Source organism: Streptomyces sp. A0592 (assembly GCF_004795115.1).
GTDB classification, from domain to species: Bacteria; Actinomycetota; Actinomycetes; order Streptomycetales; family Streptomycetaceae; genus Streptomyces; species Streptomyces erythrochromogenes.
The window spans coordinates 148,892-173,015 of record NZ_SSBM01000002.1 but is presented as its reverse complement, the minus strand read 5'-3'; the positions used below and the strand labels follow the sequence as shown (position 1 = coordinate 173,015).

20 protein-coding genes are annotated in these 24,124 nt (G+C 72.5%); 7 read left to right on the top strand and 13 right to left on the bottom strand.

Going from position 1 to position 24,124, the window contains the following annotated elements:
* Positions 1-41: 41 nt before the first annotated feature.
* The 4 genes from E6U81_RS03920 to E6U81_RS03905 form a co-directional block, all read right to left on the bottom strand.
* Complete coding sequence (locus E6U81_RS03920; protein ID WP_136228654.1) at positions 42-1,280, bottom strand: beta-ketoacyl synthase N-terminal-like domain-containing protein; 1,239 nt, start codon at positions 1,278-1,280, stop codon at positions 42-44.
* Complete coding sequence (locus tag E6U81_RS03915) at positions 1,277-2,584, bottom strand: beta-ketoacyl-[acyl-carrier-protein] synthase family protein (protein WP_136228653.1); 1,308 nt, start codon at positions 2,582-2,584, stop codon at positions 1,277-1,279. The genes E6U81_RS03920 and E6U81_RS03915 overlap by 4 nt, the downstream gene beginning before the upstream one ends.
* Complete coding sequence (locus E6U81_RS03910; protein WP_030965476.1) at positions 2,545-2,988, bottom strand: cupin domain-containing protein; 444 nt, start codon at positions 2,986-2,988, stop codon at positions 2,545-2,547. Before E6U81_RS03910 ends, E6U81_RS03915 begins: the two co-directional genes overlap by 40 nt.
* Positions 2,989-3,088: 100 nt before the next feature.
* Positions 3,089-4,186: a SchA/CurD-like domain-containing protein gene (locus E6U81_RS03905; RefSeq protein WP_136228652.1), complete on the bottom strand. Its 1,098-nt coding sequence runs from the start codon at positions 4,184-4,186 to the stop codon at positions 3,089-3,091.
* Positions 4,187-4,462: 276 nt separating this feature from the next.
* Between E6U81_RS03905 and E6U81_RS03900 the strand changes: the two genes are divergently transcribed.
* Positions 4,463-6,097 (top strand): FAD-dependent monooxygenase, encoded by a 1,635-nt coding sequence (locus tag E6U81_RS03900; protein ID WP_136228651.1) that lies wholly within the window; start codon positions 4,463-4,465, stop codon positions 6,095-6,097.
* 50 nt (positions 6,098-6,147) lie between these two features.
* Here the strand turns inward: E6U81_RS03900 and E6U81_RS03895 are convergent, their stop codons facing one another.
* Positions 6,148-6,387, bottom strand: a complete 240-nt coding sequence (locus E6U81_RS03895) for an acyl-CoA carboxylase epsilon subunit (RefSeq protein WP_136228650.1) — start codon at positions 6,385-6,387, stop codon at positions 6,148-6,150.
* Positions 6,388-6,623: 236 nt separating this feature from the next.
* On the opposite strand from E6U81_RS03895, the gene E6U81_RS03890 reads away from it, so the two are divergent.
* Positions 6,624-6,842 carry a hypothetical protein gene (locus E6U81_RS03890; protein ID WP_030818030.1) on the top strand — a complete coding sequence of 73 codons (219 nt, stop codon included), beginning with the start codon at positions 6,624-6,626 and terminating at the stop codon, positions 6,840-6,842.
* A gap of 106 nt (positions 6,843-6,948) precedes the next feature.
* On the opposite strand, the gene E6U81_RS40820 is transcribed toward E6U81_RS03890, so the two are convergent.
* The 4 genes from E6U81_RS40820 to E6U81_RS03875 all read right to left on the bottom strand — a co-directional run bounded on the left by E6U81_RS40820 (position 6,949) and on the right by E6U81_RS03875 (position 11,599).
* Complete coding sequence (locus E6U81_RS40820) at positions 6,949-8,772, bottom strand: SbcC/MukB-like Walker B domain-containing protein (protein WP_240803613.1); 1,824 nt, start codon at positions 8,770-8,772, stop codon at positions 6,949-6,951.
* Positions 8,769-9,959 (bottom strand): SMC family ATPase, encoded by a 1,191-nt coding sequence (locus E6U81_RS40815; protein WP_240803612.1) that lies wholly within the window; start codon positions 9,957-9,959, stop codon positions 8,769-8,771. The genes E6U81_RS40820 and E6U81_RS40815 overlap by 4 nt, the downstream gene beginning before the upstream one ends.
* Position 9,960: 1 nt before the next feature.
* A complete protein-coding gene (locus E6U81_RS03880; RefSeq protein WP_136228649.1) occupies positions 9,961-11,139 on the bottom strand; it encodes an exonuclease SbcCD subunit D in 1,179 nt (392 codons plus the stop codon).
* Positions 11,140-11,299: 160 nt separating this feature from the next.
* A complete protein-coding gene (locus E6U81_RS03875; RefSeq protein WP_136228648.1) occupies positions 11,300-11,599 on the bottom strand; it encodes a hypothetical protein in 300 nt (99 codons plus the stop codon).
* A gap of 105 nt (positions 11,600-11,704) precedes the next feature.
* Here E6U81_RS03875 and E6U81_RS03870 point away from each other — a divergent pair, with 105 nt between their 5' ends.
* Positions 11,705-12,244, top strand: a complete 540-nt coding sequence (locus E6U81_RS03870) for a hypothetical protein (protein ID WP_240803611.1) — start codon at positions 11,705-11,707, stop codon at positions 12,242-12,244.
* 36 nt (positions 12,245-12,280) lie between these two features.
* Here the strand turns inward: E6U81_RS03870 and E6U81_RS03865 are convergent, their stop codons facing one another.
* Entirely contained in the window at positions 12,281-12,868 is a 588-nt protein-coding gene (locus E6U81_RS03865) for a GNAT family N-acetyltransferase (RefSeq protein ID WP_136228647.1), read from the bottom strand.
* Between the two features lie 41 nt (positions 12,869-12,909).
* Positions 12,910-13,473: a MepB family protein gene (locus E6U81_RS03860; RefSeq protein WP_136228913.1), complete on the bottom strand. Its 564-nt coding sequence runs from the start codon at positions 13,471-13,473 to the stop codon at positions 12,910-12,912.
* Positions 13,474-13,692: 219 nt separating this feature from the next.
* Between E6U81_RS03860 and E6U81_RS03850 the strand changes: the two genes are divergently transcribed.
* Positions 13,693-16,998, top strand: coding sequence for a hypothetical protein (locus tag E6U81_RS03850; RefSeq protein ID WP_168714539.1), 3,306 nt, complete (start codon positions 13,693-13,695; stop codon positions 16,996-16,998).
* A 190-nt stretch (positions 16,999-17,188) separates the two neighbouring features.
* Positions 17,189-18,607, top strand: a complete 1,419-nt coding sequence (locus tag E6U81_RS03845; protein ID WP_136228644.1) for a glycoside hydrolase family 16 protein — start codon at positions 17,189-17,191, stop codon at positions 18,605-18,607.
* A gap of 56 nt (positions 18,608-18,663) precedes the next feature.
* Here the strand turns inward: E6U81_RS03845 and polX are convergent, their stop codons facing one another.
* Positions 18,664-20,391 carry a DNA polymerase/3'-5' exonuclease PolX gene (polX, locus tag E6U81_RS03840; RefSeq protein WP_136228643.1) on the bottom strand — a complete coding sequence of 576 codons (1,728 nt, stop codon included), beginning with the start codon at positions 20,389-20,391 and terminating at the stop codon, positions 18,664-18,666.
* A 159-nt stretch (positions 20,392-20,550) separates the two neighbouring features.
* On the opposite strand from polX, the gene E6U81_RS03835 reads away from it, so the two are divergent.
* Complete coding sequence (locus tag E6U81_RS03835) at positions 20,551-21,093, top strand: hypothetical protein (protein ID WP_136228642.1); 543 nt, start codon at positions 20,551-20,553, stop codon at positions 21,091-21,093.
* 64 nt (positions 21,094-21,157) lie between these two features.
* Complete coding sequence (locus tag E6U81_RS03830) at positions 21,158-21,622, top strand: hypothetical protein (RefSeq protein ID WP_136228641.1); 465 nt, start codon at positions 21,158-21,160, stop codon at positions 21,620-21,622.
* A 48-nt stretch (positions 21,623-21,670) separates the two neighbouring features.
* Here the strand turns inward: E6U81_RS03830 and E6U81_RS03825 are convergent, their stop codons facing one another.
* A complete protein-coding gene (locus E6U81_RS03825) occupies positions 21,671-24,097 on the bottom strand; it encodes a SpoIIE family protein phosphatase (RefSeq protein WP_136228640.1) in 2,427 nt (808 codons plus the stop codon).
* Positions 24,098-24,124: the final 27 nt, after the last annotated feature.

The following is a 24,124-nucleotide window of genomic DNA, read 5'->3' as shown; positions in this document are numbered from 1 at the left end:
TGTGTGCTCTCTTCCTGTGGGGGCCGCTCGGTTCCGGCGGACTAGGAGTCCGCCGGGGATCCCTTGCGGACGACGAGCGCGGAGTTCGAGCCCATCCGGCCGCGGCTGAGCACGAGCGCGGTGCGCAGTTCCGCCGGTCGGGCGCTGCCCGTCACCACGTCGAGGTCGTGGCACACGTCGTAGACGTTCGGGGTCGGCGGGACGACGCCGTGCTCCAGGGCCAGGACCGCGGCCGCGGTGTCGAGCGCGGGAGCCGCGCAGTACGCGCGTCCGGTACCGGACTTGGGTGCCGTGACCGGCACCTTCCGCCCGTGGTCGCCCAGGGCGTGGAGGATCGCGGCCGCTTCGGCCGCGTCCGCCTCCGGGGTTCCGAGGGCGTCGGCGAAGACCACGTCGATGTCCTCGGGGGCGCAGCGGGCCTCCCGGAGGGCGCCGCGGACGGCGTGGGCCAGCCCCTCGCCGGCCTCGTCCCGCCGGCGGGTGCCGCTGAAGGTCGCGGCGTGCCCGGCCAGTACCGCGCGTACGGTGGCGCCGCGTCGGCGGGCTTCGTCCGCGTCCTCGACGACGAACATCGCGCCGCCCTCGGCGGGGACGTAGCCGCAGGCCTGGTCGGTGAACGGCCGGTAGGCGCGCTCCGGGTCGTCCCGCGTGCTCAGCCCCTCGTACTCCAGCTGGCAGACGATGGAGTACGGCGCGAGGGGCGCCTCCGTCGCTCCGACCAGCATGGCCCGGCTGCCCTGGCGGATCGCCCGGTCGGCGTGCGCGAAGGCGTCGAGCCCGCCCGCCTCGTCGCTGCAGACGACCCCGCAGGGCCCCTTCAGCCCGCGGCGGATGGAGATCTGGCCGGTGCTCGCGGCGTAGAACCAGGCGATCGACTGGTACGGGCCGACGAAGCGCGGTCCCTGCTCCCAGAGGTGCTGCAGTTCGCGCTGGCCGAACTCACCGCCGCCGGAGCCGGCGGCGGTGACGACGCCGAAGGAGAACGGGTCGCCCTCGTAGTCGGCCCGGCCGAGCCGGGCGTCCTCCAGTGCGAGGTCGGCGGCGGCGAGGGCGTGGTGGGTGAACCGGTCGGTCTGGACGAGGAACTTGTCCTCGACCAGGGCGCCGGGGTCGAAGCCCCGGACCTCGCCCGCGACGCGCAGCGGCAGGTGCTCGCAGCCCGACCTGGTGACGCGGTCCAGGACGCTGGTGCCGGACTGGGTCGCCTTCCAGAAGGCGTCGGCGCCGATGCCGTTGGGCGCGACGACGCCGATGCCCGTGATGACCGTACGGCTGGTCACGAGACCTCCTCCTTCGGCCGGGTCATGACCACGGCGGACTGGAAGCCGCCGAAGCCGCTGCCCACGGAGAGCACACTGCGCAGTTTCCGCTCCCGGGCGACCTTGGGCACGTAGTCCAGGTCGCATTCGGGGTCGGGCGTCTCGTAGTTGGCGGTCGGCGGCACCACCTGGTGGACCATGGCGAGGACGCAGGCCGCGAGTTCGATGGCCCCGATGGCGCCGAGGGAGTGACCCACCATGGACTTGATGGAGGTCATCGGCGTCTTGTAGGCGTGGTCGCCCAGGACCCTCTTGACCGCCGCGGTCTCGTGGCGGTCGTTCTGCTTGGTGCCGGAGCCGTGCGCGTTGACGTAGTCGATCTCGTCGGCGGCGATCCCGGCCTGGGCGAGGGCGGTTTCGATGGCGCGGGCCATCTCCAGGCCCTCGGTGGTGAGCCCGGTCATGTGGTGGGCGTTGCCGAAGGTGGCGTAGCCGCCGATCTCGCAGTAGACGGTCGCACCGCGGGCGCGGGCGTGTTCCAGCTCTTCGAGGACGAGGACGGCGCCGCCCTCGCCGAGGACGAACCCGTCCCGGTCGGCGTCGAACGGACGGGAGGCGTGGGCCGGGTCGTCGTTGTTCGGCGAGGTCGCCTTGATGGCGTCGAAGCAGGCCACGGTGATCGGCGATATCGGCGAGTCCGAGGCTCCGGCGATGCACACGTCCATCCGGCCCTCCGCGATGGCGTGCACGGCGTACCCGATGGCGTCGAGTCCCGAGGTGCAGCCGGTGGAGACGGTCTGGACGGGACCGCGTGCGCCTGTCTGCTCCGCGACGGCGGAGGCGAGGGTGGCCGGCGTGAACGCCCGGTGCAGGTGCCGGCCTGCCAGCTTGTGGTCCACGTCCCACCAGGAGCCGGACTGGCTCACGGCGACGTAGTCGTGCTCCAGACGGGTGGTGCCGCCGACTGCGGTGCCGAGGGAGACGCCGGTCCGCCAGGCCTCGTCGGAGGTGAGGTCGAGTCCTGAGTCGCGCACCGCCTCGCGGGCGGCGACCAGGGCGAACTGGATGTACCGGTCCGCGCGGGCCGCCTCCTCGTCGTCGAGGCCGTGCGCGGCGGGGTCGAAGTCGACCTCCGCGGCTATCCGGGAGCGGAATCCCTTCGGGTCGAAGAGGCTGATGGCCCGCGTCGCGGTGCGGCCATTGGCCAGCAGGTCCCAGAAGTCGCGGACGCCGATGCCGCCGGGCGCGACGACGCCCACTCCGGTGACGGCGACCCGCCGGCGGGTCACGAGACCGCTCCTGTACGGTCCGGCGGCTGCTCCCATGCGGTTCCCTCCGGGTTCGGCGCCTGCTCGGTGTCCACGTGTCCCAGCTCGGGGCGCGGGGCGAGGGGGCCGAGGTGGAAGACCATGCGGGCCTCGGTGTCGCCGACGTTGCGGAACCGGTGGCGGGTGTTCAGGGGGACGAGCAGTCCCTGGTCGGTGCGCAGCGGGTGGGGTTCCCCGTCGAGGTCGACCTCCAGCCGGCCGCTGACGACGTACACGAACTCCTCGGAGTACGGGTGGTAGTGCTCGGCGATCGACTCTCCGGGGGCCATGATGGCCAGGCCCATGAAGCCGCTGGTCGAGCCCACCGACGTCGGGGTGAGTACGGCCCTCAGGTCGCCACCGCGCCGGCGGTTGGGCGGCGTCTCGCTCAGGTCCACGATGCGTGGGCGCTGTTGGGTCATGGTGGGTGCCTCCTGGCGTGTGGGGAGAGCCTCGACGGAGATCGGGGTGAGGGCTGGGGTGGGGATCGGGGTGGGGTGGGGCCGGACGGCCCCGGGAGGATCAGGACTGCGCGGGTGCCCGGCGGTCGGTGATCAGGTTCATGGTGTGGTGAGCGGAGCGAGCCCGCCCGCCGGGCGCGAGCGTCAGCCGGTCGAGGACCGCGGCCTTGCGGGGGCCCGAGACGCCGTAGACGGTCTCCGGGTCGGCCTTCAGCGGGCCGCGCACGTCGATCAGCCGGACGACGATGTCGTCCCGCTGGAAGATGCTGCTGCTCCGAACGGGGCTCGTGGACCGGCGTGCGGCCGCCTCGTCCTGCCGGGCGAGGAACCTGGCGAGTGCCTGGCCGCAGCCGGGCTTCGCCGGGTAGTAGATCGCGTGCCGCTGCACCTCGGCGGACTCGGGCTCCGGTGCGGCGATGTGGTGGACGGCCGGGACGGCGGCGCGCATGAAGAACATGCGGGCCGACTCCGGGTCGCCGAGGTCGCGGTCCACTTCGAGGTAGGGGTTGATGGCCTCCTCGACGGCGCGCACCTCGGGCTGTTCCGAGACGTGCCGCAGGGCTGCCATCAGGTCGCCCTGGACCTCGACCGTCCGCACCACCCGGTTGCCGTGCATGAACAGCGAGGTGCGGCACAGGCGGGTGTGGTCGTCGACGCGGGCCGCCGGGGAGGCGTAGCTGGAGAGGATGGCCGCGACGTCCTCCTCGCTGCCCGGCTTGACCGTGAAGGTGAGGGCGTGGCGGACGATGCCGGCGCCGAGGCGGGGCGTGGCCTGCAGGCGCGCCGTGGAGGGGCGGGACGCCTGGTCGTAGCCGCGGCCGGTCTCGCGCAGGACGGTGAACTTGAGCGGGCGCATGGATCGCGCGCATGCGCCGAGCGGGCGTACCTGTTCGGCGTGGTGCTCGCTGTTGACCCATGCGAGGTACTGCGGGGCGCTCTCCCACTCGCTCGTGATGAGCCACTGCGAGGGGTTCTCGAAGGACTGGCACAGCTGGTCGCTGATGTGGCCCGGGACCGACGCGATGTCGTTGCGGAGCTTTTCGTACGCCTCGAAGAACCGCTGCTGGGTCCCCTCGTGGAGATCCATCAGAAGGACGACCCGGAGCATGGAGCCGTCGAAGGCTGACTGCGACACCCGTTCGGACAGGGTGGTTGTCATCTACTCACTCCTTCATGAGGGGGTGGAGATCCATCGCGTACGGACCCCTCGTCCGTCACCGGTGGCGTCCGCCCGGGCCGGCGGCCGCCTCGCCGGGGGAAGGACAGGCCGGCGCGTCCCGGGGGGAGCCGCTGTCGCTCATCGTCATCCGGGTAGGGGCGTACCGCTACATGTCGGGATCAAGCGGGTGACAACCGGCGAATCAACTGGGCCTCATCCCGGATCGGGGGCATAAAGAGTCCACTCCCCCACACAGAAAACAGGAGCCCGCAGCTGATGGAAGACAACGCCGATGTTCGCGTACCGGTTCTCGTCGTGGGCGGCTCCCTCGTGGGCCTGTCCACCTCGCTTTTCCTGAGCCGCCACGGAGTGAGGCACCTGCTGGTCGAGAAGCACTCCGGTACCTCCGCGCACCCGCGCGGCCGTGGCATCAACGCCCGGACGATGGAGCTCTACCGCACAGCAGGGGCGGAACGCGCGATCCGCCGGGCGGCGTCCGTACTGGAGGGCATTCAGGGCATTCTGCAGGCGCGGTCGCTGACCGACGCCTCCGACCACAACTGGCTCATCAAGTCCATCGACCCGTCCGGCGCGCTGGCGCGTTTCAGCCCGACGGAGTGGTGCCTGTGCAGCCAGAACAACATCGAGCCGGTGCTGGCCGAGCAGAGCCGGGCGCAGGGCGCCGACATCCGCTTCGGCAACGAGCTGATGAGCTTCGACCAGGACTCCACCGGGGTGAACGCCGTGGTGAAGGACCGCACGACGGGCGAGCACATCACGGTGCGCGCGGACTTCCTGATCGCGGCGGACGGACCGCGCAGCCCCGTCCGCGAGCAGCTGCGGATCCCCCAGACGGGTAACGGCGAGCTGTTCCACAACGTGAGCGTCACCTTCCGCTCGGAGCGGCTGGTGAAGGTGCTGGGCGACCTGCGCTTCATCGTCTGCTACCTGATGCGCCCCGGTGCCGACGGGGCGCTGCTGCCCGTGGACAACGACACCCAGTGGGTCTTCCACGCCCCGTGGCACCCCGACCAGGGCGAAACCCTGGAGGACTTCACCGACGAGCGGTGCGTGGACCAGATCCGCGAGGCGATCGGCGTACCCGACCTGGACGTGGAGATCGGCGGCAAGGCGCCGTGGCACGCGGCCGAACGGGTGGCCGAGCGGTATTCGTCCGGACGGGTGTTCCTGGCCGGGGACGCGGCCCACGAGATGTCGCCCACCGGTGCCTTCGGCTCCAACACGGGCATCCAGGACGCGCACAACCTCGCCTGGAAGATCGCCGCGGTGCTGAACGGGTCGGCGGGCATCGGGCTGCTCGACACCTACGAGGCCGAGCGGCTTCCGGTGGCCAGGGCCACGAGTGAGCGGGCGTCGGCCCGTTCGGCCGAACACAGCCACCCGGGGTACGTGCCTCCGCCCACCATGGGCGGCGGTCCCGGCAGCGGTGTCCTCACCACGGCGATGGCCTACTGCTACACGCAGGGCGCGCTCATCGGCGGCGACCCGAACCGGCCCGTCATCCCGGAGACGCTGACGTCGATGGGCGACACCGGGACCCGGGCCCCGCACATGTGGCTGACCAGGGCCGGTGAGCGGCTCTCCACCCTGGACCTGTACGAGCGTTCCTTCGTGCTGCTCAGCGGCGCGGGTACGCCGTGGCAGGCGGCCGCGGAGCGGGTGGCCGGGCAGCTGGGGGTGCGGCTGGAGGCCTACACGATCGGTTCCGGGCCGGATGCGGACCTGGTCCCGCAGGGCGGCGCCCCCTGGACCGAGGTCCACCGGCTGGGCGCCGACGGCGCCGTGCTCGTACGCCCGGACGGGTTCGTGGCCTGGCGCTCGGAAGGCGCCGCGGCCGACCCGGCGGCGGCGTTGCGCGAGGTCCTCTCGACGGTGCTGCGCCGGGCGTGACCACCCACTCCCCCCGTCCGCCGGCCGTGCGCGCGGCCGGCGGACGGGGTTCAGCGGCAGGTCCAGCAACCTGCCCAGCAGCCGGCGTCGGGCTGGACGGTGCGGCGGCGGCCGGAGCCGCTGCCGGCCCCCTTGCCGGTGCCGCCCGTCGCGCCGCTGTCACGGTCACGGTCGAGGGAGGTCCGGTTCGCGTAACAGGCGACGACGACCGCGATCGCGGCCAGTTCCTCCGGGGCGGCGACGCCCCTCTCCACACGCAGCAGGCTCGCTATCGGAACATCGTTCGACATCGGCACGGCCTCTCTCACGGGGGCTGCGCGTGCGCCCTGTCGCGTCGCGAGGGGCTGACCGGCTCGGCATCGACGCGGGCGGCACACGGGTGGCTCGGCGCGCTGACGGGACGTGTTCCGCATGCGCGAACCGGCCTGTGGGGTCCTGGGGGATCTCAAGGACTCCTGTCGCGACCGACGGTACAAGCGCCCGACGGACGCGGCACGCCGAGTCCGCCGCCCCCGGCGGGGCGACCGTGAAGGGCCACCAGCCCCTGCTCTGCCGGGGGTGCGCCGGCCACCTGTACGCCGTCTGCACGACGGACCACACGGGCGGGAACAAGGTCGGACAGTGGGAGGTCGACCACGAGATGCCCGTGTCGTGCCCGCTGGCGGGGCTGTTGCCGCTGACCGGGCGGGGCGTCTCCGTCCACGACCTGCCGGGCGCCGAGGAGGTATTGGGCCCGCCCCGCTGAAATCCGGCGGATTGGGCCGCACGGGTGAGTTCCGTCCGCCGCCGCGATCACCGCGGCGGCGGACGGCGCGTTTCGCGGGCCGGTGCTCGGCCGCGCGCGGACGGTGTTACTGCTCGGCCTCGGTCAGCTGGGCGAGGGTCGAGCCGGTCGTCGTCTTGCGGATGTGGAGGCGGTGGGTGATGCGCCGGCGGAGTTCCGGGACGTGGCTGATCACTCCGACCGTGCGGTCGTGCGCGCGCAGGGAGTCCAGGACGTCGAGGACCTTGTGGAGGGTGTCCTCGTCGAGGGTGCCGAAGCCCTCGTCGATGAACAGGGTGTCGAGGGCCTGGCCGCCCGATTCGGCGGTGACGACGTCGGCCAGTCCGAGGGCGAGGGAGAGGGAGGCGAAGAAGGATTCGCCGCCGGAGAGGGTGTCGGTGTCCCGTTCCTTGCCCGTCCAGGAATCGGTGATCTTCAGGCCGAGCCCGGAGCGGGCGCCGTGCGCGGCCCGGCCGTCCGAGTGGACGAGGGTGTAGCGGTGGTCCGACATCCGGGTGAGGCGGGTGTTGGCGGCGGCGACGACCTCTTCGAGGCGGGCGGCCAGGACGTAGGCCTCCAGCTGCATGCGCAACCGGTTCCCGGGCGAGGTGCCGTTGATCAGGCCGTGCAGGTGGTCGACGGTGCGGTGGGCGTGTTCGGCCGGTTCGAGGTCCGCGACGAGGGTCGTGAGCCGGGCCAGCAGGTCCGCGAGGGCACGGGCGCGCGTGGCGGCGTGTGCGGCTCGGGCGGCCGCTCCGGTGTGGCGGGCCGTGGCGGCGTCGAGTCGCCCGGTGGCTTCCGCGGGGTCGGCGGGCGGCAGGGCCGCCGCCGCGGCGATGCCGGGTTCCTGCAGGCGTGCGGCGGCCACGGCACGCTGTTCGCGCCACTGGTCGATCTCTTGTTCCAGGGTGCGGATCTCCTCGTCGGAGCGTCGTGCCCGTGCGGCGGCCTCCAGGGAGTCGAAGCCGGCCGAGCGGGCGGCCTGCTGCGCCGTCCGCGTCGACTCCTCGTGCTCGGCGGCCGTGCGCGCGGTGGCGCCGGAGCGTTCGGCCGCGGTGGTGAGGAGGTCGGCCGTCCGGGTGAGCCGGGCGATGCGCAGGGCGAGGGTGGGGTCGTCGGCGCGGGCGCCGGTGATCTTCCGGTCGAGGTCCTGGATCTGCTGGGCGAGCGCGTCGTAGGCGGCGTCGGCCGCTGCGAGCCGGGTGGCCGCCGCGGTACGGGCCTCGTCGGTCTGGGCGTGCCTGCGTTCCAGCGCGACGAGTTCCTCGGTCGCCGGTCCGCTGTCGGCTGCGGATTCGAGGGCTGCTGCCAGGAGGTCCCGCAGCGTGGTGTGTTCGGCGGTGAGGTCGGCCAGGGCGGTGTCCCCGCCCGCCTGGCCGCGGGCTGCCGCTGCCTGCTGGAGGAGCTGCTGCAGGCCGTCCCGGAGCCTGCGCTCGGTGTCCTGGGCCTGCGCGTCGCGGGTTTCGGCCCGCTTCTCGTCGGCGGCCGTGGGCTGATCGGGGTGCGGGGCGGCCGGGTTCGGATGGACGGGTGAACCGCAGACCGCGCAGGGTTCACCGTCGGTGAGCCCGAGGGCGAGTTCGGCGGCCATGCCGTCCGTGCGCCGGCGCCGGATGTCGATGTGTTCCCGCGCGGCCTCGCTCGCCGCCTGCTGCGCCGCCGCGAGGGCCTGCTCGGCGTCACCGATCTGCTCGACGTGCGCGTCACGGCGTTCGGCCGCGTCGACGCGGGCGGCGAGCAGGTCCAGTGCGGTGGTGTGCCGGCGGCCGGCCTCCTCCGCGGTGCGTGCGGCTTCCAGGCGTGCGCGCAGCTCCGTACGGCGCTGGGGCGCTTCGTCCAGCCAGGCCTCGGCATCGTTCAGGTCCTGGGCGAGTTCCTGGCGTTCGTCGTCCAGTTTCCGCAGGTCCGTCATGTGCTGCTGGAGGGAGGCCTCGTCGGGCAGGAGTGCGTGCAGGGCGCCGACGTCGGCGCGCAGGCGCTGCCCGGTGCGGGTGAGGGCAGCGGCGTCGAGGGCCGCTGCTCGGGGCTCAGGGCGGCGCGGGCCCGGCGCTCGTCCTCCTGCGCGCGGGCGTACTGGCCGGCGGCGGCGGTCGCGGATTCCAGGAGGGGGGCGACCTTCTGCCCCTGCAGGGCCTGCTGTCGTTGCCGGCCGAGGTCGGCCTGCCGGTCCGCCTGCTCGTCGAGGGCCTTGAGCCGCTCGCCGGCCCGGCGGTGGGTGTCCTGGCGGGAGGCGAGGTCGTGCGCGGCGCGTTCGGCGTCGCGGAAGGCGGTCAGCTCCTCCTCTGCCAGCCCGGCGGCGGTGACCGCGTCGCGCTCGCGGGCGACGGCCTTGGCGTGCAGGGCGGTTGCCCAGGCGAGGGCGGGGCCGGTGAGAGTGGCGGGGTCGGCGACGAGAGGAGCGCCCTCATGGGGCTCGAGCTCCTTCCCCGCCTCCTGTTGGATGCGTTCGGTCAGGTGCACGACGGACGTACGGGCCTCGTCGCGCCGTGTGGCGAGGGCGTTCTTCCGTGCGGCCAGCCAGCTCTCGACGGATCCGAACCGGTGGGTGTGGAAGAGCTTGCCGAGCAGGTCCTTGCGGTCGGAGGCGCTGGCGCGCAGGAATTTGGTGAACTCGTTCTGCGGCAGGAGCACGACCTGGCAGAACTGCTGCCGGCTCATCCCCAGCAGTGTCTTGATCTCGTCCGCGGCTTCCCTGTGGGACCGGCTCAGCGCTTCCCAGTGGCCCTCTCCCGAGGGACCCGGGGACCATTGGCTGAGGTGGGTCTCGGCCGGTTGCTGGGTGGTTCCCCCTCCTCGGACCTTGGGCTTCTGCTGGGCGGGAACGCGTCGGATCCGCAACCGCTTGCCTGCGAGGGTGACTTCGAGCGTCACCTCGGTGAGGAGGCCTGCGGGTGCGTGGTCGCTGCGCAACTGGAGTTTGCGGTCGGTGGGCGGCTCCCCGTAGAGGGCGACGCAGATGGCGGCGAAGAGGGTGCTCTTGCCGGCTCCGGTGTCGCCGTGGAGGAGGAACAGTCCGTCGCGGGTCAGGGCGTCGAAGTCGACGGTGTGGGTGCCGGCGAAGGGGCCGAACGCCTGCAGGTGCAGGGTGTGCAGGCGCATGTCAGACGGCTTCCTTCTCCTGGGCGCTGATGCGGGAGTCGTCGATCGCTTCCCGCAGGAGCGCGCTCTCCTCGGCGGTGGGCTCGGTGCCGCGCACGCTGGTGATGAAGTCGTGGGTGATGTCGAGGTCGCTCCGGCCCCGCAGCCGCTCGCCGTAGGAGGTGGCGGCCTGGGCGGGGATGGACGCGGGTGCGTGCTTGATGTCCAGGGTGTGGGGGAAGCGCTGCTTGAGGCGGGCCATCGGCTCGTAGGGGTGGGCGGTGTCCGTGAGCGTGACGTGCAGCCAGGACTCGACCAGGGTCTCCTGGGCCGGGTCGGTCAGCAGGTCCTCCAGGTGGCCCGTCAGGCGTGCCAGTGGGAGCCGCAGGTGGGGTGGTAACGCCGTGCGGGTCACGGTGGGTTGGGCGCTCCCCGGCAGGTCGACGAGGGTCAGCGACTTGTCGTGTCCGGTTTCGGAGAAGGAGTACGCGAGCGGGGAGCCGCTGTAGTGGATGCGGTCGGTGACCCGTTGGGGCCGGTGCAGGTGCCCGAGGGCGGTGTAGTCGATGCCGTCGAAGACGGAGGCCCCGGCATGGGCGATGCCGCCGACACTGATGCTGCGTTCGCTGTCGGTCTCGCTCGCAGGGGTGGCGCCCGCGGTGATGAAGGCGTGGGCGAGGACGACGGAGCGGGTGCCCTCGGGGCGGGTGGCGAGGTCGGCCCGGATCCTGTCCAGGGCGGAGGTGAGCACGGCCTCGTGGGACGCCGTCTCGGCGTCCAGCTGGGTGTGTACGAGGGTGGGCTCGAGGTAGGGCACCGCGTAGACGGCGACCGGTCCTTCGGCGTCTTCGAGCAGGACCGGGGTGCCGACCTCGGCCGGGTCGGTCCGCAGGTGCACCCGGGCCCGGTCCAGGAGCCGGGCGCCGACACCCAGCCGGTGGGCGGAGTCGTGGTTCCCGCTGATCATGACGGTCGGTATGTCCAGGTCCGCCAGCCGGTGCAGGGCGTGGCTGAACAGCCGCACGGCGTCGAGGCTGGGAATGGCCCGGTCGTAGACGTCTCCCGCGACGAGCAGCGCGTCCACCTGCTCGGTCCGGACGGTCTCGCAGATGTGGTCGAGGACTTTGCGCTGGGCGTCGATCAGGTCTTCTCCGTGGAACCGGCGGCCCAGGTGCCAGTCCGAGGTGTGCAGGAACTTCATGGGCCCAGACCGTAACCGCACCCACGGGGTCCACGGACGGTTTTGCCGATAGGCGGAACTGCACGCACCGGTCCGTCGGCGGGTGCGGGAAGGTTTCTCCCCTTGGTCCGCGGCCACCGTCCCGGCGGAAAGAAAGTGCGGGGCCCTGTCGGCTCCCCCGTCACTCCACGACGGCGCAGTCGGGGGTCCGGAGGTCGTAGAGGTAGGAGCGGTCGTTCTTGAAGCTGCGCCAGACGGTGGCCGGCGGTTCGGGCCCGTCGGCGCGGCCGTCGAGGGGGTGCGCGGTGACCAGGCCGTCGGCGATCTCGCAGTGCCAGCCGTCGGCGGGCGACCAGACGCACAGCACGTTCCCGTCCGTCCGGCGGTAGGCGGGGCGGCCGTTGTGCACGCCGTCGCGTTCGAAGCGGTGGCGGAGCCCGTCGAGGTGGCGCACGAAGGTGAAGGATGCGAGTACCGTCATGGCTTCGGGACTGTACGGGACCGCACGCCGCCACCGATCTCCGCATGCCCCGTTCCGGCGTGGTTGCCGCGCGCATCGCGATCGTGGCGGCGCGAAGGAGCCACCGTGACCGGACAGCCGCCCATCACCACCGCCCTGACCGGCGGTTCGGGCAGGGAGCGCTTCGAATCCGACAGCCTGTCGCTCATGCCCGGCCAGCGGGTCCGGGCGAAGGTGATGAGCCGCCAGCCGTGGGGCCTCCTCGTGGTGATACCCGGGTACGAGGAGGCGGGCGTCTCGGCATCGGTCGACATGATCGCGCTGTACTCGGGGACCACGGACAGCCACGACGATCTGCTGACCCTCTTCCCGCCCGTCGGGGCGGAGATCGACGCCGTGGTCCAGCAGGTCCGTCGGTCGCATCCGCCGGTGTCGGTTCGCCTCAGCATCCTTCCGGCCGACCTGGAGTGCTTCACGTGGCCCTGCGAATTCTGCGGGGAGCGGACCGCGGTCGGCCCGGGTGGTGACGCGCTGGTCCTGGATGCACGGAGCAACGACGGGCCGGGGAGCCTCACCGTCGTCGCCCACCGGCACTGTCTGGCCGAGCGGTTCCGGCCGGAGGCCGCCGGTGGGCGGGCGGGAGCGCTCACCGTGGGGAGAGGCTGACGGCCGCGTCCCGGCCGGAAACCGGAGCTGCGCCGGTCAGTGCGTCCGCCGGGCGGCGGTGGTCCGCGCCGTCCGCGACCTCCACTCGTCCGCCGTCATCCGCCAGATGACGTCGATCCCCGACTCGCCGGAAGTGAGCGGCCCTTCAGGTGCCGGTTCGCGGCCGATCTCGGTGAATCCCGAGCGCCGGGCAACAGCACCGCTGGCGTGGTTCGCGGCGTCGTGGTGGATCTCGATGCGGTCGACGCCGTCCAGCTGGAAGCCCGCGTCGACGAGGCCCGCGACGGCCATCGTGACCAGGCCCCGCCCGGTCCGGGCAGGATGGATCCAGTAGCCGATTTCGAGGCCGCCCGCTCCGATTCGGCGCATGAGGCTGCAGCTGCCGATCACTTCGGCGTCCGAGATGATCGCGTAGCTGTAGTCCGCCCCGGTCTCCCATGTCTCGTGGCTCCTGGCGAGGAATTCGGCGGTCTGCCGGCGGCCGGGATCGGCAGCCCAGGGCATCCACGGCACCAGATGGTCCAGTGACTCGTGGATCGCCCGTTCCAGGGCGCCGAGATCGCTCATGCGCCACCGGCGCAGGTCGACTTGGTCCGAACGAAGACTTTCGGCGGGCTCTTCCATGCACCGGATGTTCGCTCAGCCCGGCCGCCTGCGACAACGCATTAAGGGCGACCCGCCCCGGGGTGATACAGCGCGTACGCACGGGAGATGTCGACCGGTCCGTCCCCGGGCAGCCGGAGGAAGTGCTCCACCTGCCAGGCCTGCGTACCGCGGGCCTGCCGGCTGGTGGTCGTCACCCACGGCGGATAGACGCGCAACGCCCGCTTCCCACCGGCGCCGTTCGTCGACACGACGTTCCGTTCGCGCAGCACCTCCCGCGGGAACACGAACTGCCCGAACCGATCGCCCTCGCGGGTGCTGATGACGAACAGGTCGACGGGATCCGCGGCGTCGAAGGGCTGGATCGGACCGCCCGCGGACCTCTTCCACACCGTGACGAACTGGCCGGCCTTCGTGGGGGTCGTCCTGGCGACGCGGAACCTGACCGAGAGGCCGTCGAGGGTGAACCCGCAGGCCCCGTAGTCTGCGCTCTCCGCCTCGGGCACCGGCGCCGAGCAGGTGAATCCGCCCGGGTCGTACGCCAGCTCCTTGGCCCGCAGCAGGTCGTTCGGGACCCGCGAAGGGGCTTCGCGGGGTTCGTGGGCCTCGAAGGCTTCGCGTTCCATCGCCATGCCCACCATCCTGCCAGACCTCGAACATTCGAACGAATTGCAGCGCCCACTCCTTGGAACTCCTGTGCGACCCGGTGATCACCATTGCTATGCTCCGACACGATCGGAGGGGGGCCGATCACAGAGAGTCATGCCGACCGGCCCGCGCGAGCGGCTGCCCGGGGCGACTCCCTGACGCCCCCTTCCTCCGTGTTCGCCCAGGAGAGGGTGGTTGTGGACCCAACCGTAAGACGAACGTCACGCCCGCACCGGGGATTCGGAGCCGCGCTGGCCCTGGTCACCGGAGCCGCACTGCTCGCCGCGGCCCCGCCCGAGGCGGTCGCCGCCCCGGCCGCCGGCGCCCCCGCCGAGCTCGTACTGCCCGCCGCCCCGCGCGGCCTTCCGGCCCGGGACCAGCTCTTCGTGGCCGGCGACACCGGCCTGCTGCACGCCCGTGAGGGCGGCGACCAGCTGCTGTGGACCCGGTACGACACCGGCGCCACCACCGACACCGGACTGCGCCTGCCCGCCCCCGTCAGCGGAGAGGTCAGCCAGGGCCTGCCCTCGGGCGGCTACCGCGGCGCTCCCGACCACCGCTACGGAACCTCCTCCGACACCGTGGCCGTCCCCGCGGCGGCCACGGCGCAGGCTCCCGCCAAGGTCGACCTGTTCGACCTGGCCACCGGCACGCCGGTTGCGCTGGGCACCGTCACCATCCCCGCCGGACAGGGCTATTCGGGGACGTACGGGCGTACCGTGCTGACCTACGAGGGCACCGCCTCCGCCGTCACCGGCTGGTTCCTGAACCGGCTTGACGGCGGCTCCACGGTCCGCACCGAGGTGGTGCTGCCCGCCGGCGCGGCCCTCGCGCCCGCGGTGCACGACGGCGACCAGAGCTCACTGATCCTGCGTCACCGCCTCGACGACCGCAGCCACTCCGTCCTCGTGGACGTCGTCACCGGGCAGACCACCGCACTGCCGGACGAGGGCGAGTCCGAGTCCGCGCACACCTTCCGACTGGCCAAGGGCACGGTGCTGCGCACCGGCGACGGGAACACGGTCGACGCACTGGACCGGACGCAGCCGCAGACGGTGCTGAGTTCCACCTACCTCAACCCGGTCTCGGGCGAACTGCGGATGCTGGGCGACTGGCTGATCGGCACCCAGTCCAGTGCGGGGACCTCCGGCGACAACCGGGGCCGTCCGCTGCACTTCACCGGCGTCGGCTCGGACACCGGAATCGTCGAGTACCTGCTGGAGCTCGCCGATGCCCAGTTGCTGCCCGCCCCGGACGGCTCGCTCATCGCGGTCGGCAGCCCCAAGGCTCCCGCGTACGGCAGCCAGCCCCAGGTCGCGGTCCAGCGGCTCACTGCGGCCACCGGTGCCAAGCCGCAGGCGGGCAGGCTGACGGACGTCCCCGCGGCGCCTGCCACGGTCTTCGGCCTGTCGATCGGCGGCGGTGTGCTCACCACCGCCTCGGACACCGTCCAGTTCCAGCCGGGAGACATCACCGGCGCGTTCCGCAGCTACCGGATCTCGAACGACCCGACCCCGGTCAAGACCTTCGAGTACCTCGACGGAACCCACACCATCGGCAACTGCTTCAGCCACGCCCCCGGCTGCGTCGGCATCCGTTCCACCGGGGACGGCCGGTACCTGGAGCACGAGCCGGTGACGTGGAAGGCGGCCGCCATCCGCCAGGCCGGCAACCGCGACTGGGCCGGCAAGATCCCCACGGGTGACGTGGGCGGGCTCCAGACCGCGGACGCCGTGGGCCGCTACGTCGCGCTCGCGCAGACCGCGTACGGCAACTGGACATCCAACCACCAGGTCATCGTCGGTGATCTCGACGCCCGCGCCCAGGTGTTCACGACGCAGGCGACCGGCGTCGCGCTCCAGGGCGACACGCTCTGGCTCTCCCGGCAGAACGACAAGACCGTCTACGCCAGTGACATCAAGGGCGAGATGGACCGCGGCACCTTCACCACGCCGTGCCCGGCCACGCTGCTGGAGGCCGTCGGACGCTACGTCGCCTGGGCCTGCCAGGACGGTCAGGGCACGGTGCGCACCAGCGGCGTGTACGACACCGAGACCCGCCAGACCCTCTCGGTGCCGGTGATGAGCAAGGACTGGACCAACAGCGTCCAGGGCCGGGAGTCGCTGCTCGGCGACGGCTATCTGGTGCGCCAGGACCTGGCCACCGGCAGGCTGCTGCTGCTCGACTTCCACGACGGCATCAAGACCTCGGGCGGCGAGAGCACCGTGCGGGTCAGCACGCTCGCCCAGGGCGAGGAGTGGAAGAGCCGGCGCCACCCGAACCGGTCCTGGGCGGTGGACCGTACCGGGTCGAACATCGTGTGGACCGACGCCGACGGGCAGCGCGTCCACGTGGCCAACCACGGCATCCCGGCCGCGGAGGCCGGCGACCGCTTCACCGCGCTGTCCCCGGCCCGGCTGCTGGACACCCGGGCGGGCCTCGGCCATGCCGGAACGGCTCCGGTGGCCGCCGGCGGCGAGGTCTCGCTGCAGGTCGCGGGCCGTGGCGGAGTGCCGCAGTCCGGGGTGAAGGCCGTCGTGCTGAACGTGACCGTCACCGACCCGACGTCCGACGGCCACCTGACGGTCTGGCCCTCGGGCACCGCCCGCCCCGACTCCTCCAACCTCAACTGGACGACCGGGCGGACCGTGCCTAACCAGGTCGTGGTCCCGGTCGGCGAGGACGGCAAGGTCAACCTGCGCAACGCGGGCTGGGGCACGGCGCACCTGATCGCCGACGTCTTCGGCCACTACTCCGCCGACGCCTCGGGCAGCACCTTCACCGCGGCGGGCCCGGCCCGCCTGCTGGACTCCCGTACGGCGGTGGGCCGGTCGGGCACCACCCCGGTGGCGGCCCGCAGCGAGGTGACGCTCCAGGTCGCCGGCCGCGGCGGAGTGCCGCAGTCCGGGGTGAAGGCCGTCGTGCTGAACGTGACCGTGACGGACGCGAAGGACGCCGGGCACCTGACGGTGTGGCCGTCGGGCGCCGCCCGCCCCGACTCCTCCAACCTCAACTGGACGGCCGGCCAGACCGTACCCAACCACGTGGTGGTCCCGGTCGGTCCGGACGGGACGGTGAAGCTGTTCAACGCGAGCTGGGGCACCACCCACCTGATCGCCGACGTGTTCGGCCACTACTCCGACGACCAGGCCGGTGCCGGTTTCCACACCGCCGGCCCCCAGCGGATACTGGACACCCGGACCTCCGGTGCGGTCCCCGCGCGCGGCAGCACCGTGCTCGATCTCTCCGGTCACGGTGAACTCGGCCGGGCCAGGGCGGTCGTGCTGAACGTGACCGTGACCGACCCGGAGTCCGACGGCCACCTGACCGTCTGGCCCTCCGGCGTCGCCCGCCCGGACTCCTCCAACCTCAACTGGGCGAGCGGGCGGACCGTCGCCAACCTGGTCACCGTGCCGGTGGGCGCCGACGGCAAGGTGGAGATCGCCAACCTCGGCTGGGGCTCCGCCCACGTCGTCGTCGACCTCTTCGGCCGTTTCGGCTGACCGGCCCCTCTCCGCTTCAGCCGCCTCCCCGCCGGGTCGTACTCGGCGGGGAGGCGCGTGTTGCGGCTCTTGACGGTGGCGGGGGCGCGGAGCACAGTGGCCACCGTTCTGAGAGCGCTCTCAGAACGGTGGACCCGGCTCTACATCCCCCGCACCCCGCGCCTCGGCGCGCGCTTCAGAGAGGGCACCCATGCGCGAGACATCCGGCAGGAAACGAGCGACCTTACGGCGGGCCGTCCTGGCCGCGATCGGTACGACCGCCCTGGCGGCGGCCGCCGCGGGCGTCGTGCTGCCCGCCAGTGCCGCGGCTCCCCCCGCGCCGGCGGGCTGGTCCCAGGTGTTCCTGGACGAGTTCGACGGGCCCGCCGGCTCCGGGGTGGACACCGCCGACTGGCAGTACACCACCGGCACCAGCTACCCCGGCGGTCCCGCCAACTTCGGAACGGGCGAGATCGAGACGATGACGGCCGACCCCGCCAACGTCTCCCTCGACGGCGCGGGCCACCTGCGCATCACCCCCCGGCGGGACGCCGCGGGCCGGTGGACGTCCGGTCGCGTCGAGACCCGGCGCGGCGATTTCGAGCCCCCGGCGGGCGGCACGCTCCGCACCGAGGCGCGCATCCAGATGCCGAACGTCACCGGGGCGGCCGCCAAGGGCTACTGGCCCGCCTTCTGGATGCTCGGCACGCCGTACCGCGGGAACTGGTGGAACTGGCCCGGCATCGGCGAGATCGACATCATGGAGAACGTCCAGGGCCTCAACACCGTCTGGGCGACCGTGCACTGCGGCACCAGCCCGGGCGGCCCCTGCAACGAGACGTCCGGCATCGGCGGCCAGCGCGTCTGCCCCGGGGCCACCTGCCAGTCCGGTTTCCACACCTACGCCGTCGAGTGGGACCGCTCGACCGCGGTCGAGCAGATGCGCTTCTACGTCGACGGGCTGAACTTCCACACCGTGCGTGCCGACCAGGTCGACGCGACGACGTGGACCAACGCCACGAACCACGGCTACTTCATCATCCTGAACGTCGCCATGGGCGGCGGCTTCCCCGACGCCTTCGGGGGCGGGCCCGACGCCGGCACCGAGCCGGGTCACGCCATGGTCGTCGACTACGTCTCCGTCCTGCGGTCTGCGGGCGGCACCACGCCGCCCACCACTCCCCCGACCACGCCGCCCACCACGCCGCCGTCCGGGAATCGCGATGCCTACGCCGCGATCCAGGCCGAGTCGCACGACGACAGGTCGGGCGTGGCCGAGGAAGCTTCCACGGACACGGGCGGCGGCCAGAACCTCGCTGCCCTCGGCAACGGCGACTGGGCCCTGTTCCGGGGCGTGGACTTCGGCTCCGCCCCGGCGCGGCAGTTCCACGGCCGGGTCGCGAGCGGCGCCGCCGGCGGAGTCAGCGGGCTCGTCGAGGTACGGCTCGACAGCCGGACCTCACCCCCGGTCGGCAGCTTCTCCGTCGCGAACACCGGCGGTTGGCAGAGCTGGCGCACGATCCCGGCGAACATCACCGCGGTCACGGGCACGCACGACGTCTACCTGACCTTCACCAGCGGCCAGCCGGCCGACTTCGTGAACGTCAACTGGTTCGCCTTCGGCCACTGACAGGACCTGCTCGCGGGTGCGGCCGGTGCGAACCGGTCCCGCCCGCGAGCCGGCCGTCACCCGGTCCTCTCGGCCAGGAAGCGGCGCAGTCCCGTCAGCGGCCAGGCGTTGATCACATCGTCCGCGGTCAGCCAGCCGCGCTGCGCCGTCCCCACCCCGTAGCGCATGTAGGGAAGATGCGTGGTGGCGTGGGCGTCCGAGTTCACCGCGAACTTCACTCCGTACCGCTTCGCCCGCAGGATGTCCTCGTCGCACAGGTCGAGCCGCTCCGGGTGGGCGTTGATCTCCAGAGCGGTGCCCGTCCGCGCGCAGGCCTCGAAGACGGCGTCGAAGTCGGCGTCGATGCCGGGGCGTTTGCCGATGCGGCGGGTCGTGGGGTGCCCGATCACTGCGACGTGCGGGTTCTCGCAGGCGCGGATGAGACGGCGCGTCAGCTCCGGCCGGCTCTGGTTGAAGTGCGAGTGCACCGAGGCCACGCAGAGGTCGAAGTCCGCGAGGAACTCGTCGGGCCAGTCCAGCGAGCCGTCGGGGCCGATGTTGAGTTCCGTGCCGTGCAGCAGCCGCATCCCGCGGTGCCTGCCGTCCAGTTCGCGCACCCGCTCGCGCTGGGCGAGGATCTTCTCGCGGGTCATGCGCTGCATGGAGAGGTTCGGGGCGTGGTCGGTGACCGCGTAGTAGGCGTATCCCCGGGCGGCAGCGGCGGCGACCATGTCCTCCAGCGGGGCGAGTCCGTCCGTGAGGTCGGTATGGGTGTGCAGGTCGCCGCGGATGTCCCGGTTGTCGAGGAGGTCCGGGAGCTCGCCGCGCAGCCCGGCCGCGATCTCGCCGCGGTCCTCGCGCAGCGCCGGCGGTATCCAGGGCAGTCCGAGCCGGTCGTAGACGGACTCCTCGGTCTCCGAGGTGATGCTCTCACCGCTCTCGGCGTCGAAGAGCCCGTACTCGGAGAGCTTGAGGCCCTGGCGTACGGCGAGTTCGCGGGTGCGGATGTTGTGCGCCCTGGACCCGGTGAAGTACTGCAGCCCCGCGCCCCAGGAGGCGGGCGGAAGGACGCGCAGGTCCACCTGGAGGCCCGTGGCGGTCCGCACCGAGGTCTTCTTCTCGCCGCGCGCGATGACCTCGGCGACGTACGGGAGGGAGGTCAGGGCCTCCATGAACGGTGCCGACCTGTGCGCCGCCACCAGGACGTCGACGTCGCCGATGGTCTCCCGCATGCGGCGCAGGGACCCCGCGTACGTGCAGCGGACGCAGCCTCGTACGGCGGACAGCTCGGCGACGAGCTGTTCGGCGGCCTCCATGGCGGCGCCCACGAGGATCCGGCCCCCACCCGCCGCCTGGAGCAGGGAGATGCCGTGCAGGATGTTGTCCTCGGTGCGCTCTCCGAAGCCCTTGAGGTCGCGCAGCCGTTCCTGGTGGACGGCTTCGAGGAGCTGGTCGACGGAGGTGATGCCCAGCTCCTCGTACAGGGCCATGGCCTTGCGCGGTCCGAGGCCGGGGATCGCGATCAGCTCGCGCACGCCGGACGGCACGGAGGCCCTGGCCTCGTCGACGACGGACATGCGGCCGGTCCGCAGGTACTCGAGGATCTTGCCGGCGACCGACCGGCCGACGCCCGGGATCTCACGCAGGCCCTCGGCATCGAGGGCGGCGACGTCCTGCGGGTGGCCCCCGACGGCGCGGGCGGCCTTCTCGTAGGCGCGCGCCTTGAACGCTTCGCCGCCCCGGATCGCGATGAGGTCCGCGTACTCCTGGAGCATCGCCTCGACCTGGTCGTTGGCTCGGGCCATGCCTCCAGGGTGCCCCCGGGGCAGCGGGCGGGCACCCGGGAGGGCCCTGCCGCCCGGCTGCGGACGCAGGGTACGTCGTGGTTTGGCGCACGGCAGCGCGGGCAGCCGCGTGACACACGAACAAAGGCCCTGTAACGGACCACGGAACGGAGTGCGGACATGTCTACAACCACACTCGTAGTGGTGATCGTCATCGCGGCGGTCGTGGTGCTCGCGCTCATCGCGACGCTGTGGCTGTCGGCCCGGCGACGGCACCTGCGCGAACGCTTCGGCCCCGAGTACGAGCGCACGGTGCAGGAGGAAGGCGGCGCGAGGGCCGCCGAGCGCGACCTGAGGGCCCGGGAACAGCGGCACGAGCAGCTCGACATCAAAGAACTGCCCGCCGGGCGGCGCCGTGAGTACGCCGAGGCCTGGAGCGAAGTCCAGGAACACTTCGTGGACCGCCCGGAGAACTCCGTGGCGGAAGCGGACGACCTGGTATCCCGGCTGATGGACGAGCGCGGCTACCCCACCGCGGAGTACGAGGGCCGGCTGCGTGACCTGTCCGTCGAGCACGGCCGCACCCTCGACCACTACCGGGCCGCGCACGACGTCAAGGTGCGCAGCGGCGGGGGCCGGGCGACGACGGAGGAACTGCGCGGGGCGATGGTGCACTACCGCGCCCTGTTCGAAGAGCTTCTGACGGATCAGAGGAGTCGTTGACATGCGGATGCGTGGAGAGCAGGAGGCCCGGGACACAGATTCCGGTCCGACCACGGAAGACATCATGAACTCGGGTACCGAAGGCACTGAAGGTAGCGAAGCCTCCGGAGCCGAGCGCGACCGCGGCGCAGCGGTCTACCCGGGCGAGGCCACCTCCGGGATGTCGGACGGCTACCCGGCCGCGGACGCCGCGGAGCCGGGCGGGGAGGCAGCGGCCGAGCAGCAGGAGGAGCGTGCCGAACCCCTGGGCGGCGACACCGAGGAGCCGCTGCTCGGCACCACGGAAACCGAGGAGTACCGCAGGAAGTGGAGTGAGATCCAGGGCCGTTTCGTCGACGACCCGCAGGACGCGGTGAGGTCGGCAGACACCCTGGTGGCGGAGGTCATGCAGGCGCTGGCCGGCAGCTTCTCCAGCCGCAAGCAGGGCCTGGAAGGGCAGTGGGGACGCGGTGAGCAGGTGGCGACGGAGGATCTGCGCGTGTCGCTTCAGCACTACCGCTCGTTCTTCAACCGTCTCCTCAAGACCTGAACGCCCCAGCACCCGAACGACCCGGAGGGTCGGACGTCCCGGACGCGGTCACGCCCCGTCCGGGACGTGGATGTCCAGGACGCAGATGTCGTCCCGGTTGGCCAGGCGCCGTCCCGCCAGCGTGCGGGCCAGCTCTTCGTCGGCTCCCTCCCGCAGGAGTCTGAGGGCGTCCTTCGCGAGCCTGTCCAGCCCGAGGTCGATGTCCTCGCCCGGCTCCTCCACGAGCCCGTCGGTGTAGAGCAGCAGGCGGTCACCGGGCACGAGGTCGATGACCGCCTGTCCGTAGGCGGAGTCGCGGGCGGCGCCCAGGAGGCAGCCGTCGGGCTGCGGGAGGAACCGGGCCCGGCCGCCGCGGAGCAGCAGTGGCGGCAGGTGCCCGGCCCGCGCCCAGGTCAGGCGCCGGCTTTCCGGCTCGTAGCGGCCGATGACCATCGTCGCGGTGGCGGACGGCTCCGAATCCGTATGGAGCAGCAGGTTGTTGAGTCGGCGCAGAACGTCGATGAGCGCCGATCCGGTGATGGCCATGCCCTTGGCGGTGAACCTCAGCTGGGCCATGGTGCCGACGGCCGCGAGGCCGTGGCCGGCCACGTCCCCGACGACGAAGAGCGCGCTCTTGTCGGGGAGTTCGATGGCGCTGTACCAGTCGCCGCCGACGTTGACCCCGCTGTCGGCGGGTGTGCAGGCCACGCCGACGCAGAGGCCGGCGAGTTCCAGGGACTGCTCGGAGATCGGCAGCAGCGTCGCCTGGAGCCGGGCGGCGAGTGCGCGTTCGGCCTGGAGCATGCCGCGCTGGACAAGAACGGCCCGCTCGCTCTCGCGGAGCGCGAGTTCCGCGTCGCGCTGGGCGGTGACGTCCTGGAAGAACCCGTGGACCTCGACCGGGGTACCGCCCGCGTCGGTCTGCGCCTCCACGACGATCCGCAGGTGCCGGACCCCGTCCGCGGTGGTGATCCGGAAGGGCTCGTCCACGGCGTGCCCGAGCCTCAGCAGCCGTTGGACGGCCGTGCCGAGCCTCGCCCGGTCCTCCGGCAGCACGTGGCGGGGCAGTTCCTCGATGCCGATCGGTCCCAGGGCGGGCTCACGGTCGAAAATGGCGTAGACATGGTCGGACCAGATGATCCGGTCGGTCGTCAGCTGCCATCCCGCCCAGCCGAGGTTGCCCAGCCGCTGCATGTCGGCCAGCCTGCGGATCTCGCGCTCGCTGGTGTCGTGCCGGATCCAGGAGACGACCAGGCGCTCGCCGAGGCGGGTGGCCCGGACGGAGTACACGGACTCCTGCGGGAAACCGGCGCCCACCTCCTGGTACCGGAAGGGCTCGCCCTCGTACACCGCCCCGGTGGCGAGGGTGTCCTGGTAGCCGTCCCACAACGCGGTGCCCGCCACGGTGGGGTAGGTCTCCAGGACCTTCCGGCCGACGAGCTCCTTGCCCCGGCGCCCGGCCACGTCGACCGACTCGGGCGCCGCCGCGTCGATCCGGTAGTCCTCGATCTCCCCCGTGGCCGAACGCAGCGGGGTGAGCAGGACCGCGGGGCCGGACAGCACGTCGAGGATCCGCTGGACCTCGTCCACGGCGCCAGGAGCCGCAACGCCCCCGGGTCGGCCGTCCTCGGACCCGTCGAAGGCACGCAGCAGCGCGCCGCACAGCCGCACGGCCTTGCGCAGCAGCATCCGGGTGCCGGTGTCGAAGGGGCCCGGCCGCGTGCGCAGGAACCCGACGGCGGCCCGGGCGACCGCGTCGGACGGTACGGGGATCCAGGCGCGGGAGGGCCACCGCTCGGGCGGATCGCCGATCAGCAGGTAGCGGCGTGCGTCCTCGACCGGGTCCTCCAGCCACACCGGGTGCCGCGCGGCGATGGCCTCCAGGGCGGCGACGCCGCTGAGCGGCGGAACGTGGCTCCACTGGTCGGCCAGCTCACGGCCCACGCCGGCGTGTCCCGTCAGTTCCAGGCTGCCCGCGGCCGTCACCGTGTAGATCATCACGGCGTCCACACCGACCGCCTCGGCGAGCACGGCCCGCAGCAGCTCCGCGATGTCCCCCTCGTCGCCCGCCTCGGCCAGGCACTCCGCGATCCGGGCCAGCAGCGGACGCAGCCCGTCCTCGTCCGGCGGACCGTCGCACGGGCCCGCGGCGCCGTCGGCCGGCTGCTGCCGGGCCCGGGCCGAGGCGGGCGTCGGGGGCAGTTCGGTCGAGGTGGCGGGCTCTGGGCCGGGGCGGATCCGGCCCAGGGCGAGCCAGCACTCCTCCATCAGGGTGCTGCCCCGCTGGGCCGCCCGCTCCAGCAGCCTCTCGTAGGCCGCGTCGGCGGAGATTCCCGTCTGGGCCATCAGGACGCCCTTGGCCCGCTCCAGCACGGCCGTGGACGCGGCGACGCCCTCCAGGTCCGCGATCTCCGATCGCAGCCTGGCCACCACCTTGGCCAACGCGAGCACCTCGGGTGAGGCGCCCTCGTCGGGAGGCACGACGTCGTGCGTCATACCTTGAGGATGGCACGGCGGTACCCG

Excerpts from the sequence above, each read along its gene's own strand:
- E6U81_RS03915 (WP_136228653.1), bottom strand. The coding sequence starts at position 2,584 with ATGGGAGCAGCCGCCGGACCGTACAGGAGCGGTCTCGTGACCCGCCGG.
- E6U81_RS03910 (WP_030965476.1), bottom strand. The coding sequence starts at position 2,988 with ATGACCCAACAGCGCCCACGCATCGTGGACCTGAGCGAGACGCCGCCC.
- E6U81_RS03905 (WP_136228652.1), bottom strand. The coding sequence starts at position 4,186 with ATGACAACCACCCTGTCCGAACGGGTGTCGCAGTCAGCCTTCGACGGC.
- E6U81_RS03900 (WP_136228651.1), top strand. The coding sequence starts at position 4,463 with ATGGAAGACAACGCCGATGTTCGCGTACCGGTTCTCGTCGTGGGCGGC.
- E6U81_RS03895 (WP_136228650.1), bottom strand. The coding sequence starts at position 6,387 with ATGTCGAACGATGTTCCGATAGCGAGCCTGCTGCGTGTGGAGAGGGGC.
- E6U81_RS40820 (WP_240803613.1), bottom strand. The coding sequence starts at position 8,772 with ATGACGGACCTGCGGAAACTGGACGACGAACGCCAGGAACTCGCCCAG.
- E6U81_RS40815 (WP_240803612.1), bottom strand. The coding sequence starts at position 9,959 with ATGCGCCTGCACACCCTGCACCTGCAGGCGTTCGGCCCCTTCGCCGGC.
- E6U81_RS03880 (WP_136228649.1), bottom strand. The coding sequence starts at position 11,139 with ATGAAGTTCCTGCACACCTCGGACTGGCACCTGGGCCGCCGGTTCCAC.
- E6U81_RS03875 (WP_136228648.1), bottom strand. The coding sequence starts at position 11,599 with ATGACGGTACTCGCATCCTTCACCTTCGTGCGCCACCTCGACGGGCTC.
- E6U81_RS03865 (WP_136228647.1), bottom strand. The coding sequence starts at position 12,868 with ATGGAAGAGCCCGCCGAAAGTCTTCGTTCGGACCAAGTCGACCTGCGC.
- E6U81_RS03860 (WP_136228913.1), bottom strand. The coding sequence starts at position 13,473 with ATGGAACGCGAAGCCTTCGAGGCCCACGAACCCCGCGAAGCCCCTTCG.
- E6U81_RS03845 (WP_136228644.1), top strand. The coding sequence starts at position 17,189 with ATGCGCGAGACATCCGGCAGGAAACGAGCGACCTTACGGCGGGCCGTC.
- polX (WP_136228643.1), bottom strand. The coding sequence starts at position 20,391 with ATGGCCCGAGCCAACGACCAGGTCGAGGCGATGCTCCAGGAGTACGCG.
- E6U81_RS03835 (WP_136228642.1), top strand. The coding sequence starts at position 20,551 with ATGTCTACAACCACACTCGTAGTGGTGATCGTCATCGCGGCGGTCGTG.
- E6U81_RS03830 (WP_136228641.1), top strand. The coding sequence starts at position 21,158 with ATGAACTCGGGTACCGAAGGCACTGAAGGTAGCGAAGCCTCCGGAGCC.
- E6U81_RS03825 (WP_136228640.1), bottom strand. The coding sequence starts at position 24,097 with ATGACGCACGACGTCGTGCCTCCCGACGAGGGCGCCTCACCCGAGGTG.